We start from the raw sequence: 13,729 nt of genomic DNA, 5'->3' as shown, positions 1-13,729 counted from the left end.
TGGCGCCGGCCGGGCTGCGGGAGCGGTGTGCCGGGGCGGCGCGCCGGGCCGCGGCCCGCACCGGAACGACGGCTTCCGGGCGACCGCTCACTCGGTGAAGTCGACGCCGATCCACCAGTTGCCCGGCGCCTCGGGGTCCCTGCTGGACCAGTACTCGACGGTCGCCTCGGTGAACTCCTCGGCCGACAGCGCGCCGTCCCCGTTCCGGTCCAGGTGCCGGAAGGCGGTGTCCGCCTCCTCCCGCGTCACCCCGGGGAAGTGACCGCGCAGGAAGGCGAAGTACTCCGTGGGGTCCACCACGCCGTTGCCGTCCGCATCGGCCACCGCCAGGAACGCCTGCGCCACGGCGCCGACCGTGGCCTTCGCCGTCTCCGGGTCGTCGACCAGGGAGAGGGTGGAGGCGAGGAACTGCTCCCGGGTCATGGACCGGCTCTCGGGCGGCAGGTGGGGTACGTGCAGCTGCCGCCAGACGCCCACGTAGGCGTCCACGATGCGCCGCTCGCCCTCCGAGCCCGGCCCGTGGCCGAGGGCCCGGGCCGACCGCTGCCCCATGAGCACGTGGTCGGCCTCGGTCAGGGCACCGCTGCCGTCCACGTCGAAGCGGTCGAAACCGTAACTGATCTTACGGACCAACAGGTCCTGGGACATGACGCGTCTCCCTCGCCAACTCGCCGCTCCGCAGGTGCCGGAAGGACGTCGAGGGCGGCCGCGGGAAGCGGTCCTCGGCGCCGACGGCCCACCGGCCGCGGCCCCGCGCCCCCGGCGTTCTTCCGCTCTTCGGAACGGATCATCATGTGGTCTCCGGGGGACCGTACGTCGGGCCGCGGGGCCGCGGACATCGAACAGCGGGCAGAACACCGCGGAATCGATGCCCGGCGGGGCGCAGGACCCGCGCGCAGGCCGGCGCGGGGCGGGCGCAGCCGGTCTCGGCGCCCGTCGCACGCCGACGCGCCGTCCGTTCGTGCAGGCCAGACGGGTGCGGTGGCCGTCCCCCCGCCGAGCCGTGGGCCGTCTGTGGTCTGACCGGAAGGGGGCGGTCCCTGGCCGAAGCCCGGCTTCCGGATCCCCGCTCGTTGACATTGCATGGCGACAGTCGATGTCTGACCGGGGAAGGAGCAGTGTCTGCGGGTGCCGGCACAGGAACGGGGAACGGAGCGGCCACGGATGTGGGTGGAGCGCGGCGAGGTGACGGACGCGGCGGCGGAAGCCGCGGCGGCCGTGCACGGGGGCGAGGGACGTTGGGTGCGGATCTCGGCGGCGGTGGCCGGCATGGGTCGGACCGCCGCACTCGACGAGATCGTCCGGCGGCAGGCCGTCGACGGGGTCATGCGGGTCGGACGGGCGCGGGGCGCGCCGGAGGAGACGGAGTTCCCGTTCGGGGTGGTCAGACAGCTCTTCGCGGACGACGTGGGCGTCCCCTTCGCCGCACTGGACGGGCCCGACGAACAACGCGTGTTCCACCGGCTGGTGACGCACACGGCCCGGATCGCCGCCGAGCGTCCGGTGCTGTTCGTGGTGGACGACCTGCACCACGCCGACGAGGCGTCCCGGCGGTGGATCGGCTATCTGGCGCGCCGCTTCCCCGGACTCCCGGTCCTCCTGGTGCTCTCCGCGTGCGCGGAAGCCTCCGATCCGGTCCGACTCCCGGCCGCCACGGGCACATCGGTCCTCCTCCCTCCGCTCAGTGCGTCCGCGGTCACCGGTCTCGCCCGGGCCGCCGGGCTGGACGAGGAGCGGACGGCGACCTGCGTGGCGGCGGGCGCCGGCATTCCGGCCCTGGTGCACGCGCTCGTGGCCGACCTGGCCGGCGGTCCGCTCCCCCGCCCTCCGTCCGCCGCCGCGCGGAGCCGCTACCGCGACACGATCGTCGACTGGGTCCGCCACCGGCTCGACCCGCACGCCCGCCACGCCTGCCTCGCCCTCGCGGTCGCCGCGGAGGAGGAGACGTCCGGTCCGGGCCTCCTCGACCGGCTCCGGGCCCCCGGCCCGCACGGGCGGGCGTCGGGCGGTCATCCGGATTCCGCACTCGGCGCGTTGCTGCGCCACCCCCTCGCGCGGGAGGCCGTGCTCGCCGCCGCCGAGCCCGGCGAGGTCGCCGCGCTCCGCATCCACCTGGCCGAGTCGTTGCACGAGAACGGGGCCGCCGCCACCGCCGTGGCCTCCCGGCTGCTGCACGTCGCCGCGTTGGACGAGGAGTGGATGGTGCGGGCCCTGGACGAGGCCGCGGACGAGGCGCTGCGGGCCGGTCGGGCGGCCGAGGCCGCGACGTACCTGCGGCACGCGTTGAGCGGGCCGCTCGCCCCCGACCGACGGGCGGCCCTCGCCATGCGCCTCGGGGCGCTGGAGCTCCCGCACAGTGCGACGGCCGGGATCCGCCGGCTGCGCACCGGGTGGGAACTGCACACCGACGTCCGGGAGCAGGCGACGGCGGCGACCGCGCTGAGCGCGGCGCTGGTCGCGGATCGCCGCCCCGACACCGCACTGCGGGTCATGCAGCGCGCCAGTCGCATGGCGGACGACGACGGACTCGTGCCGGTCCTCCAGACCCTCACCGCACTGATCTCCTCGCACGACGCCGTCGCCTGGCGGGGCGCGGTCGCCGATCTGCGGGCCCTGGCGCCGACGGCACCGGCCGGTGTGGAGCCGCTGGTGTGCGGACTGATCACCGAGTACGAGGCCGGAGCGGGGCTCTGTTCGGCGGCCGAGGTGCTCGCCAGGGTGGGCCCGCGCCTGACGGCGCCGGTGGACCCCCGGCTGCGGACCTCCTGGCTGGGCAGTGCCGCGACCCTGTTGCAGTGGGCGGACCGGCTGGTGGAGGCCCGCGGACTGGCGGACGCGTGCCTGCCGGCACCGCCCGCTCCCCCGGACCTGACGGACGTGGGCGTGCAGTGCCTCCTCAGCGTCCGGGCCGAGGCGGCGCTGTGGGCGGGGGACTTCCGCACCGTCATCGCCGAGAACGCCCCGCTGGTCAGCGCATCGGCCGGGCAGGGCGTCCAACTGCCGCACCTGACCGCGATGGTGACGACCGCGCTGTTCGAACTCGGCCGGCGTGCCGAGGCGTGGGAGACCCTGACCGCCGTGGGCCCGTCCGGTACCGACAGCTCCTGGGAGTGGAGCGAACTGGGCTACGCCCGGGCCCTGCTGTACTCCGCGGACGGCGCCTGGCAGGAGGCCCTCGACGCCTACCTGGCCTGCGGGGCCGGCCAGAGCGCCCGGGACTTCGTCAGTCCGGTCGCCACGCCGTGGCGTTCCGGAGCGGCGATCGTCCTCGCTCGGCTCGGGCGGTGGGCCGAGGCCCGGGAGCTGGCCGAGGTGGAGGTCGGCCACGCGCGGACCTGGGGAACGGCGCGCACGGTGGGCCGGGCGCTGCGGGCGTACGCCGCGGCGGTGGGGGGCCGGCAAGCGTTGGAGTCGCTGGTCGAGGCCGCCGAGGTGCTGGGCACCGGTGCCGCGCCCGTGGAGTTGGCGGAGACCCTGCTCGACCTGGGGCGGGCCCATCTCGCGGCGGGCAACGGGCGCAAGGGGCGCGCGGCGTTGCGGGAGGCCCACGCCCTGGCGCTGCGGCTGGCCGCGCCCGCCCCCGGGGCCTCGACGCCGTCCGGTCGGCTGCTCGCCCTGACGGACGGGGCGCTGCGCGAGGGCGGGGTGCGCAAGCGGGCGCGCTCCGAGGACGACGGCCGGGTGCTGACCGCCGCCGAACGACGCATCGTCGAACTGGCGGCGGCCGGGCACACCAACGCCCAGATCTCCTCCGTGCTGTGCCTCGCCCGCCGCACGGTGGAGTCGCACCTCACCAACGCCTACAAGAAGCTGCGGATCACCCGGCGCACCCAGTTGGCGGCGGCCCTGGCGGCGGACGCCCGCACCACGGACGGTGCTCCGGCCGGAGGCCGTCCGGACGGGTGAGCGGGCCGGTCCGGAACCGGGCGCGCTACGGAGTCGCCCAGGGCTGCGGCAGCAGCGCCCGGAGTCCCTCGGCGGGCGAGGCGAGCGCCACGGCGTAGCGGTGCGCCTCGTCGGTCCACCAGCCGCTCAACCCCATTCCGGCCGCGGTCAGTTCGGCGCGGATCCGCTCCCGGGAGAACTTGGTCGACACGCCCACCAGCAGTCGCTCGCCGGCCGCGAAGGACACGGTGCGGTCCGGCACGGCGAGCCTGACCGTGTGGGACCTGCGGGCCAGGAGCGCGTTCTCGATGCGCTCCTGCCGCGGGTTCCAGACGACGTCGTGGTCGAAGTCGTCGTGGTCGAAGTCGGCACCGAGCCTGCGGTTGAGGACCGTGAGGCCGTTCTTGACGAAGGCGGCGGTCGCTCCCGCCCGGTCGTCGTAGGCCGCCCGCAGGGTCTTCTCGTCCTTGACCAGGTCGATGCCCAGGAGCAGCCCGTCGCCCGGCCCCAGTTGGCTCCGTAGGACGTCCAGGAGCCGCCCGGCCCCGAAGGGCCGGAAGTTGCCGTAGGTGGCGCCGAAGAGGGTGAGCAGCACGGGGGCGCCCCCCGGGGCCAGTCCCAGCGGTTCGGTGAAGTCGGCGACGCGCGGCCGGACGTCGAGTCCGGGGTGGTCGGCGCGCAGGGCCCGCGCGGCCCGGCGCGGGCCGACGTCGCTGACGTCGACGGGCACGTACCGCTCCAGGGAGCCCTCCGTGCGCAGGGCGTCGAGCAGCAGTCGGGTCTTGCGGCCGGAACCCGCCCCGAGGTCCACCAGGGTGCGGGCACGGGTGCGGGCCGCGATGTCCGGGCCGTGCCGGGCGACGATCTCCCACTCGGCGTCGTCGAGGTAGTACTCGGGCTGGCGGGCGACGGCGGTGAAGAGCGTGCTGCCGTGGTCGTCGTAGAGCCAGGTGGTGGGCAGGCGCTTGGGGGTGCCGGTGAGTGCGCGCACGACCTCCTGGTGTGCGTCGGCCGCCCTCTTGGGGGCGACGGTGCCGCTGCCGGTGAGCAGGCTCATGGTCTCTCCCGAACGAGATGCGGAGGGCACGGGTCAGGCGGTGTGCGCCCAGATCAGCCAGTGGTAGCCGGAGTCGGAGGTGTCCGCCCGGGCGGGCACCTGCGGCATCCAGGCCGCCGGCGGGTTGTCGGGACGGGGGAAGACCAGTTCCTCGACCGTCCAGCTGCGGGCGTCCCAGCCCTCCGCCGTGAGCTGCGCCCGGGGGTCGGTCCAGCCGCTGGCCCACAGCACCCCGAGTTCGTCCAGGCTGGTGAGGACCGGCGCATAGTGGGACGCGGTGAACACGTCGGGGTGGACGTGGTCGCACCACAGCCGGCTGCCCGGGGCCGACATCTCCCGCACGGTGCGCAGCAGGGTGCGGCACGCCCCGGCGTCCAGGTAGGGCAGCAGTCCTTCGACCAGCCACAGGGTGGGGGCCTCGGGGTCGAAGCCGGCGTCCTCCACGTGCTGGCGCCAGGGGCCGCTCAGGTCGGCGGCGACCTCGACCCGGCGGCAGCCCGGCCGCAGGGAGTGCCGGGTCCGGGCCAGCCGCTGGTTCCTGGCTTCCAGGAGCGCGGGGAGGTCGACCTCCATGTAGAGCAGTTCGGTGGGCAGTTGCAGGCGGAAGGCACGGGATTCGAGGCCCGCGGCCAGGGAGACGACCTGTCGGACGCCCTCGTCGACGGCGACCTTGACGGCCTCGTCCCCCATCCGGGCCCGCACCGCGACCACGGGCGGCGAGTAGCCGAGCACCGACACCACGACCTCCTGCCACTGTCGGCGTTCGGCATCGGTGCACAGGGTGAGCGGGTCCTCCAGGATGCGGTCCGCCCGGACGTTCTCCAACTCCCGGGCGGCCGCGGTCCATCCCGCGGTCGAGCTGATGCTTTGCACGGAGCTCCTTAGGCGTGGGTACGTGGGGGCGGCTGCCGCCGAACGGTCGTGCGGGCACGGCCGCGGCGCGCTCGGCACGGGGACCGGAGGGCCCACCGACCCGTGCCGCGCTCCCGGTCCGACGCGGTGGTGGACGTGCCGTCCCGCGCGAGGTCCGCTCCGATGCCGCCGGGCCGGAGCTGCGGGGAGCGTCCCCGACGTGCTCCATCCTCGCCGGCCGGCCCGGGCGCCCACCATCGTGGACAACCACGAGATCACGGCGGCGGACCCGGGGTCGTGCGCTAGGTGAAGCGCCGGGCCGGCGCCGGGGCCGTCGCCGCGGCGACCGCGTCGGCGACCGCCCCGATGTCGTCGCCGGAGAGCGTGGAGACCGTGATCCGCACGGCGGGGGGCGTACGGATGCGGAACCGCGCGCCGGGCGACACGGCCCAGCCGTGGTGCAGCAGTCTGGTGACGACGCCCGTCTCCTCGGGCACCGGAACCCAGACGTTCATCCCGCTGCGGCCGAGGGCCGGGACGCCCCGGTGGGCGAGCGCGGCGATCAGGGCCTCCCGTCGGGTCCGGTAGGACGCCGCCACCTCGGCCGGGTCCACCGCGGCCGTGTCCCAGAGCCGGGCCAGGGCCCGCTGTTGCAGCAGGCTGACCCAGCCCGGCCCGAGGCTCTGCCGCCCCCGGACCCGGTCCAGCGTGATCGGGTCGCCGGTGAGCACGGCCACCCGCAGGTCGGGGCCGTACGCCTTGGCCGCCGAACGGACCAGGGCCCAGTGGGTGGTGGCTCCCGCGAGCGGGAACAGCGGCTGGTCGACGATGCCGTGCCCGTGGTCGTCCTCGATCACCAGCGCCTCGGGGTGGCGGGCGAGGACGGCCCGCAGCGCGCGGGCGCGGTCCGGGCCGAGCACGGCGCCGGTGGGGTTGTGCGCACGGTCGGTGACCACCAGGGCGCGGGCCCCGGCGGCCAGCACCCTCGCCACGTCATCGGGCAGCGGCCCGTCCTCGTCCACCGTGACGGGCGCGGTGCGCAACCCCAGCGCGGGCACCAGGTCCAGCAGGCTCCCCCAGCCCGGGTCCTCGACCCCCACGGTGTCGCCGGGGGCGAGGTGGGCGGCGAGCAACCGTTCGACGGCGTCCAGCGAACCGGAGGTGACGGCGATCGGGCCGGCCGGAACCCCGTCCCGGGCGAAGCCACCGCGGGCGTGCCCGGCGAGGTCCGGGTCCACGGGCTCGGCCCCGTACAGCACCGGTTCACGGTCGCCGCGGGCGGCCGCTTCCGCGAAGGCGGCGGTGAGGGGCGGGAGGAGCGAGGGGTCGGGGTTGCCGTCGGACAGGTCGCGGACGCCGGGGGGCGGGTCCACGCGCAGGGCGTTCCGGGCGGCGACGGGTGGCTTGGGGCGCACCCGGCTCCCCCGGCGGCCGTCGGTCTCGATCACTCCGCGTTCCCGGAGGGTGCGGTAGGCGGCGGCGACGGTGTTGGGGTTGACCCCGAGGCGCTCGGCCAGGGCGCGCTGCGGCGGGAGCGCCTGCCCCGGCCCCAGTGCACCGGAGGTGACGGCCTGTTCGACGCTGCGGGCGATGTCCGAGGCTCTCCGCCCCTGGATGGGATATTCTCCTAGCACAAACAATATTATGCACTAGTGCAATCCAAGGCGCGCGTCGCACCGCGCCGCACCCGGAGGCACGGCGCATCGCCAGCGAGGGAGCCGAGATGTCCGACCGCACCGCCTACGCCCCGACCGACCGGACCGTCCCCACCCGCTCCCGGGAGCGGGCCGCGTACGACCACGCGACCGTGCACGCCATACTCGACGCCGGGTACGTCTGCCACCTGGGGTTCGTGCGCGACGGCACCCCGGTGGTGCTCCCCACGCTGTACGGGCGGGTGGGGACGCGCCTCTACGTGCACGGCTCGGCCGGATCGCGCCCGCTGCGGATGGCCGGGCAGGGCACCCCGGGACTCCCGGTGTGTCTGACGGTGACCCACGTGGACGGTCTGGTGCTCGCCCGGTCGGCCTTCCACCACTCGATCAACTACCGCTCGGTGGTCGTCCAGGGCGTAGCGCACCCCGTCGTCGACCCGGACGAGAAGCGCCTTGCGCTCGACGCGCTGGTGGATCACGTGGTCCCCGACCGCTCGACCGACTCCCGACCGGCCAACGCCCGGGAACTCGCGGCGACGGCGGTGCTCCGGCTCGACCTGGACGAGGTCTCGGCCAAGTGCCGCACCGGCGGCCCCAACGACGACCTCGAGGACCTGGACCTCGCGCACTGGGCGGGCGTGGTTCCCGTGCGGCAGACCTACGGAACGCCCGTGCCGTCCGCCGACCTCGCCGCCGGCACCGCGGTTCCCGCCTACCTGACCCGCCGGTGAGACGCGGGGGCGGGCTGCCCCGCCCCCGCCTCAGCGACGCCCTTCGGACCGCCCCTCGGCCACCGGGCCCGGGTCGAGGGGTCCGGGCGGCGCCCCGGGCGGCGCGGGGCGCGCGGACGCGTTCCCGGCGGATCCGCCGCGCGCCACCGGCTCGGACGAGCCCTTGACGGGCGTGGAGGACTGGGCGATGAACGCACCGAGCACCACCAGGAGCCCTCCGAGGACCTGCGGAGTCGCCAGTTGCTCACCGAGCAGCACCCAGGCCAGCACGGTCGCGGTCACCGCCTCCAGGCACGCCACCACCCCGGCGACCTGGGGCGAGAGCCGCCGCACCGACCGCACGCCGGTGGCATAGGCGAAGACGGTCGCGATCAGCACCACCCAACCGAGCAACAAGTAGGCGTCCACCGGGGTGCCGTCGAGGTCGGCGGTGCCGGCCAGCACCGACCAGTCCATGCCCCACGGACGCGCGATCACCGTGAGGACGAGTGCGCCGATCAGCAGGCCGTACGCGATGACGCCGAGCGGGTCGGGCGCCTCCCGGCCCGCGTCGCTGCCCTGGTCGGAGAGGACGAAGTAGCACGCCTGGCAGCAGGCCGCGGCGAAGGCGAGGAGGAGGCCGAGGGCGTCGAACCCGAGCCCCGCCCACACCTCCACGACGCAGGCGAGGCCCCCGACCGCGAGGACCACGCCGAACGCGGCGGCCCGCGTCACGGGCCGGCGCTGCACGAAGCGGATGTACCCCAACAGCAGGGCCGGCCCGAGGTACTCCACGAGCAGGGCCACTCCCACCGGGATCCGGGCGATGGCGGCGAAGTAGAAGGCTTGGACGCCCGCCACGGCGAGCAGGCCGAAACCGGCGAGGAGCGCGGGCCGGCGGCGCAGCAGGTCACGGTGGCGCCAGGCGAGCGGCAGCATGACCAGCGCCGCACCCGCGACCCTGAGCCACACCACGTGCAGCGGGTCGAGACCCGCCTCGATCAGGGGTTTGGCCGCGACGCCGGAGCCGCCGAACGCGACGGCCGAAGCCAGTGCGACACCGAGGTCGGCACCCCGCCCCTGACGGGCGCTCACCTGAGACGTACTCACCGACGCATGATGTCAGAGCATCACCGCGATGTCAGGAGTGTCCCGTCTCACACCCCTCTCGCCCCTTGTTCCGGGAGCCCCGCGCGGTCGACGTCGCCCCGCGGCCGAGGTGCTCGATCCCGACGTGCGACAGGACGTCCACCGCGCGGCTCTCCCGGTCGTCGACCAGGGCCGCGCACAGGTCCACCCCGCTCGCCCGGGTTGCGCCCCGGGCCCGGGCGTGCAGCACGGCGCGTTCCAGCGCCGCGACGGCGGCGGGCGACCAGTGCGGGCCGCGCGTCGCCCGCGGCGGGGGGAACGGGCCGCGGTCCTCGGTCGAGGAGCGCCAGGCCCGGCCGTAGCCGATGCTGCGCTGCACGAGGTAGCCGAGCAGTCGGGCGAGCTGCGGTCCGTCCCCGAACAGGGCGCGCACCAGGGGGTCCGTTTCCAGGAGGGAGTGCAGGAGGTGGGCGGTGTCGACGTGGCGGTCCCCGTCGCGCACGGCACGACGCCGTGCGCCCGCCACGGCGGAGCGCACCTCGACGTCGAGCAGGTCGTCGGGGGGCGGGCCGGCGGCGCGGAGGGCGGGCTGCTGCGGAAAGGAGAGGTGCACGTCCTCCACCCCATCACCGACAGGCGAACGACACATCACCAGGAGGAAGCATCTTCCCGTCCGACAGCGGTCGGGCGTGATGCGCCGATCCTCCTCCTTGCGGATGACTTCGGACGATCTCCCGCCCCCCGCGCGCGCCCCCTTGCCATTCGCCGCCCACCGCGTACGCCCCCGCTTCGCAACGGGCCGGGGGAGCGGAGGCGCCGCCGACCGGAGCCACCCCCTCCGATGGGGCGACCGCTCCCCGCGGGCGGCGCCCTCCCGGGCCCGGGACCGGTTCGGCGCTTGCGGAGACCGACCGCCCGCGAGCGACCGCCGGCGCCACCCGCGGGCTCAGTCCTCGTCGGCGAGGATCAGGTAGAGCTTCTTGCGCGCCTCGTTGATCACGGCGAGCGCCTTGTCTCGCTGCTCGGGGCTTCCCGACTTCCACACCTGGCCGAAGGCGTCCACCAGACCGGTACCCGCTTGACGGATCTCGTTCAACGCCTCCCAGTCCAGCCCCTTGCCCATGTCCTCCCAGGGCGCGTCGGGACCTTCCGAGGCGGCCTGCCGACCGGCTTCGGTGAGCGCGAACGACTTCTTGCCGCCCTCGGTGGCACTGCTGATCAGGCCCTCGTCCTCCAGCAGTTGCAGCGTCGGGTAGACCGAGCCCGGACTGGGCTTCCACGCCCCGCCGCTGCGCTCGGCGATCTCCTGGATCATCTCGTATCCGTGCATCGACCGGTCCCGGAGCAGGGCGAGGATCGAGGCGCGCACATCACCGCGGCGCGCCCGCCCCCTCCCCCCGCCACGGCCGTGACCGCCCCAGGGTCCGCCGCCGGAGCCGAAGCCCGGACCGAAGGGCCCGAAGGCGGCGCGCCCCTCGAAGCCGCCTCGCCCGGGCCGGCCGGGGCCGCACGGGCCCCGCCCGTGTTCATGAGCGAACATCTTCTTCACCCCTCATATCGTTGATCGATTGCGACACGTCAACGATATATCGAAGGAAGGGTTCCGACAAGCCGTGGGAAGCGGTGGAGGGTGACCTGGGTGTCAGCGGGTGTTGACCGATTGCCGGCGAAGGCCGATCGATGGACTTCTGCGCCAACTGGAGACGTCCGTCTGCGGGGTTGGTGACGGTGCAGGACGACCGCGGACGGCGACGATCCCTCCGCCCGACGGGTCTGTAGTGTGCGGCAATGACGAGAAGCGAGCGGCCCGCGGAGCAGTTGGACTGGTACTGGCAGAAGAACCTGCGGCCACGGCTGGACGGCCTGACCGACGAGGAGTACTTCTGGGAGCCGGTGCGGGGCTGCTGGAGCATCCGCCCATGTGACGCCTCGACCGCACCGGGGTCGGAAGGTTCGGGGAAATGGACGATGGACTCCGCGTCCCCTGCCCCGGTGCCGGCACCGGTGACCACGATCGCCTGGCGGCTGGCGCACGTCGTCGTCTCGTGCCTGGGCTACCGGGTCGGATGGTACTTCGGCGGCCAGGGCGTCGACTCCCGGACCTTCGCCTACGCGGGGACCGCTGACGAGGCACTGAAACAGCTCGATGAGATGTACGGAAGATGGAACGCGGGGGTCCGCGAGCTCTCGGACGCCGACCTGGACGATCCGCCCGCGGTGGGTCCCGAGCGGTTTCCCATGGAGAACAGGGTCCTGCACGTCAACAGGGAACTGATCCATCACGGCGCCGAGATTTCCCTGCTGCGCGACCTCTACCGCTGGCAGGACGGAGCCGCACCGCATGGAAAAGGCCAGGTCAAGGGCGCATAGTCAGCCGCCGGGCCGGGCGGCGCCGGGCCTGACCGGCGAGCATCTGCCCTTGGCCTGCGGCGGTCAGGGTTCGGTGGGACCGACCGACCCTCGGACGGGACGGGACGGGACGGCCGGCCGGCGGGCGGGCGGGCGCAACGGGTTCGTGGAGTACGGCAAGCACGAGGGGCGAGCGGCTCGCGGAGCGGTGGAACCGGCACCGACGCGCGCCACGCCTCCTGCGCACCGCTGCTCCCGCCCGCCCCGCGACCGGGCCAGTGGTGCCGCATTGGCCTTGGCCGGGACACCGGGAGAACCCCTACGGTCCTGTCATGCGCCTACGAATCATCGACGCCTTCACCGACCGGCCCTTCGCCGGGAACCCCGCCGGGGTCGTCCTCTTCGGCGACCCCGCGAACCCGTCCGGCTTCCCCCGGGACGACTGGATGCAGCAGGTGGCCCTGGAGGTGAACCAGGCCGAAACGGCGTTCGCGCACCCGCTCCCGCCCGGGGGTGACGCCGACTGGGCCCTGCGCTGGTTCACCCCGGCCACCGAGGTCTCCATGTGCGGGCACGCCACGCTGGCCACGGCGCACGCCCTCGTCTCCGACGGGCTCGCGGACCGCCCGGTCCGGTTCCGGGCCCGCTGCGGTGTCCTGACCGCGGCACCGCACCCCGACGGGACGATCACCCTGGACTTCCCGACCGCTCCGCTCACCCCGGTCACCGCGTCGGAGGAGCTGGTGCGGGCCCTCGGCGCCGAACCGCTGTCCGTCCACGACACCGGAGCCGAGGTGGGGGACCTGCTGGTGGCGCTTCCGGACGAACGGACGGTCCGCGCCCTCGCCCCGGACCTCACGGCCCTCGCCCGGGTGTCGGAGCGCGGCGTGATCGCCACCGCACCGGCCGGCGCACCGGACGCGGGCCACGACTTCGTGTCGCGCTGCTTCTTCCCCCGGGTCGGCATCGACGAGGATCCGGTCACGGGGAGCGCGCACACCGCCCTCGCCCCCTTCTGGGCGGCGCGCCTGGGGCGCAACGCCCTCACTGGGCTCCAGGCGTCGGCGCGTTCCGGGCTGGTCCGCGCCGAACTCAGGGGCCCGCGCACGCTGCTGACCGGCGGTGCGGTCACCGTGTTCGACGGCCGGTTGCTCGCCCCGCCGCCGACCCGCTGATCCGTCAGGGCGCCGTGGGCAGCCAGTCCACCCTGCCGGCCAGCAGTGCGTAGCCGACGAACGCACCGATGTCCAGCAGGGTGTGGGCGACGACCAGCGGACCGATCCGCCCCCACCGCCGGTACAGCCAGACGAACACCACGCCCATCACCATGTTGCCGATAAAGCCGCCGATGCCCTGGTAGAGGTGGTACGAACCGCGCAGCACCGAGCTCGTCGCCAGCGAGGCCCAGGGCGAGTAGCCGAGTTGGTCCAGCCTGCGCAGCAGGTAACCGAGGACGATGACCTCCTCCAGCACGGAGTTCTGCACCGCGGACAGGATGAGCACCGGGTACTTCCACCAGACCTCGGGCAGCGCCTCGGGCACCACCGTGAGGTTGAACCCGAGCCCGCGCACCAGCAGGTAGAAGGCGATCCCGGTACTGCCGATCGCCGCGGCGACGGCGGCCCCGCGCCCGAGGTCGAACCACGGGCGGCGCCGGTCGAAGCCGAGCACCCCGAGTCCCTTGCCCTCCCGGATCAACAGATGGGCGACCAGCGCGACGGGCACCAGCGCGGAGGTGATGCCGAAGAGCTGCCAGGCCAGGTCCAGCCAGGGCCGGCCGGGCGCCGCCGAGGCGTTCATGGTGGCGGCCTGGTCCCGCAGGCCCCCCGGTTCGGTGACCGACCCGAGGAAGCTGATCAGCGCGGACACTCCGCTCGCGCCCAGGGAGAGCGCGAGGACCAGCAGGGTCTCGTCCCTCAGCGTCCGGCGCGAGAGCTGCTCCCCCGGTTCGCCCGTTCCGGGTCCCACCGCCGACCCCGCTACCGTCTGCACCCGTGCCTCCCGCTGCGTGACGCCGTCATCCCTGGCCGCACGGGACCCCCGGCCCCGCCCGCAGCGCCCATCCTCCCCCGAACGGGTCCCCGGACCGTGCAGGGGTGCACCTCGCGGGGCGCAGGGGCGAGCGGGGCCGC

The 13,729-nt window shown here is 74.8% G+C and carries 12 protein-coding genes; 4 read left to right on the top strand and 8 right to left on the bottom strand.

Translation table 11 applies throughout. The features are described 5' to 3' along the window. Window positions 1-87: 87 nt before the first annotated feature. A complete protein-coding gene (locus tag ABT092_RS27610) occupies window positions 88-648 on the bottom strand; it encodes an EF-hand domain-containing protein (RefSeq protein ID WP_351248574.1) in 561 nt (186 codons plus the stop codon). A 480-nt stretch (window positions 649-1,128) separates the two neighbouring features. Between ABT092_RS27610 and ABT092_RS27605 the strand changes: the two genes are divergently transcribed. Further along, window positions 1,129-3,906, top strand: a complete 2,778-nt coding sequence (locus ABT092_RS27605; RefSeq protein ID WP_351248572.1) for a LuxR C-terminal-related transcriptional regulator — start codon at window positions 1,129-1,131, stop codon at window positions 3,904-3,906. 25 nt (window positions 3,907-3,931) lie between these two features. Here the strand turns inward: ABT092_RS27605 and egtD are convergent, their stop codons facing one another. The 3 genes from egtD to ABT092_RS27590 form a co-directional block, all read right to left on the bottom strand. Beyond that, window positions 3,932-4,942 carry an L-histidine N(alpha)-methyltransferase gene (gene egtD / locus ABT092_RS27600; protein WP_351248570.1) on the bottom strand — a complete coding sequence of 337 codons (1,011 nt, stop codon included), beginning with the start codon at window positions 4,940-4,942 and terminating at the stop codon, window positions 3,932-3,934. Window positions 4,943-4,975: 33 nt separating this feature from the next. Beyond that, window positions 4,976-5,815: a class I SAM-dependent methyltransferase gene (locus ABT092_RS27595; RefSeq protein ID WP_351248568.1), complete on the bottom strand. Its 840-nt coding sequence runs from the start codon at window positions 5,813-5,815 to the stop codon at window positions 4,976-4,978. Between the two features lie 281 nt (window positions 5,816-6,096). Next, a complete protein-coding gene (locus ABT092_RS27590; protein WP_351248566.1) occupies window positions 6,097-7,428 on the bottom strand; it encodes an aminotransferase class I/II-fold pyridoxal phosphate-dependent enzyme in 1,332 nt (443 codons plus the stop codon). A gap of 89 nt (window positions 7,429-7,517) precedes the next feature. On the opposite strand from ABT092_RS27590, the gene ABT092_RS27585 reads away from it, so the two are divergent. Beyond that, window positions 7,518-8,180 carry a pyridoxamine 5'-phosphate oxidase family protein gene (locus ABT092_RS27585; RefSeq protein WP_351248564.1) on the top strand — a complete coding sequence of 221 codons (663 nt, stop codon included), beginning with the start codon at window positions 7,518-7,520 and terminating at the stop codon, window positions 8,178-8,180. A gap of 30 nt (window positions 8,181-8,210) precedes the next feature. On the opposite strand, the gene ABT092_RS27580 is transcribed toward ABT092_RS27585, so the two are convergent. The 3 genes from ABT092_RS27580 to ABT092_RS27570 form a co-directional block, all read right to left on the bottom strand. Continuing rightward, a complete protein-coding gene (locus ABT092_RS27580; protein ID WP_351248562.1) occupies window positions 8,211-9,269 on the bottom strand; it encodes an EamA family transporter in 1,059 nt (352 codons plus the stop codon). A gap of 31 nt (window positions 9,270-9,300) precedes the next feature. Next, window positions 9,301-9,870: a Clp protease N-terminal domain-containing protein gene (locus tag ABT092_RS27575; protein ID WP_502968516.1), complete on the bottom strand. Its 570-nt coding sequence runs from the start codon at window positions 9,868-9,870 to the stop codon at window positions 9,301-9,303. Between the two features lie 324 nt (window positions 9,871-10,194). Next, the gene (locus ABT092_RS27570; RefSeq protein ID WP_351248558.1) at window positions 10,195-10,788 is read right to left on the bottom strand and encodes a PadR family transcriptional regulator; all 594 of its coding nucleotides are present in this window, start codon (window positions 10,786-10,788) and stop codon (window positions 10,195-10,197) included. Between the two features lie 248 nt (window positions 10,789-11,036). Here ABT092_RS27570 and ABT092_RS27565 point away from each other — a divergent pair, with 248 nt between their 5' ends. Together ABT092_RS27565 and ABT092_RS27560 are read left to right on the top strand one after the other, a co-directional pair. Beyond that, window positions 11,037-11,618 carry a DinB family protein gene (locus ABT092_RS27565; protein ID WP_351248556.1) on the top strand — a complete coding sequence of 194 codons (582 nt, stop codon included), beginning with the start codon at window positions 11,037-11,039 and terminating at the stop codon, window positions 11,616-11,618. Window positions 11,619-11,929: 311 nt separating this feature from the next. Next, the gene (locus ABT092_RS27560; RefSeq protein ID WP_351248554.1) at window positions 11,930-12,772 is read left to right on the top strand and encodes a PhzF family phenazine biosynthesis protein; all 843 of its coding nucleotides are present in this window, start codon (window positions 11,930-11,932) and stop codon (window positions 12,770-12,772) included. Window positions 12,773-12,776: 4 nt separating this feature from the next. Here ABT092_RS27560 and ABT092_RS27555 read toward each other — a convergent pair whose 3' ends face one another. Next, on the bottom strand, window positions 12,777-13,589 hold the full coding sequence (locus ABT092_RS27555) for a CPBP family intramembrane glutamic endopeptidase (protein ID WP_502968515.1): 813 nt from the start codon (window positions 13,587-13,589) through the stop codon (window positions 12,777-12,779). Window positions 13,590-13,729: the final 140 nt, after the last annotated feature.

The organism is Streptomyces sp. NPDC002490 (genome assembly GCF_040296045.1).
Taxonomy (GTDB): domain Bacteria; phylum Actinomycetota; class Actinomycetes; order Streptomycetales; family Streptomycetaceae; genus Streptomyces.
This window is presented reverse-complemented; position numbering and strand designations above follow the sequence as displayed.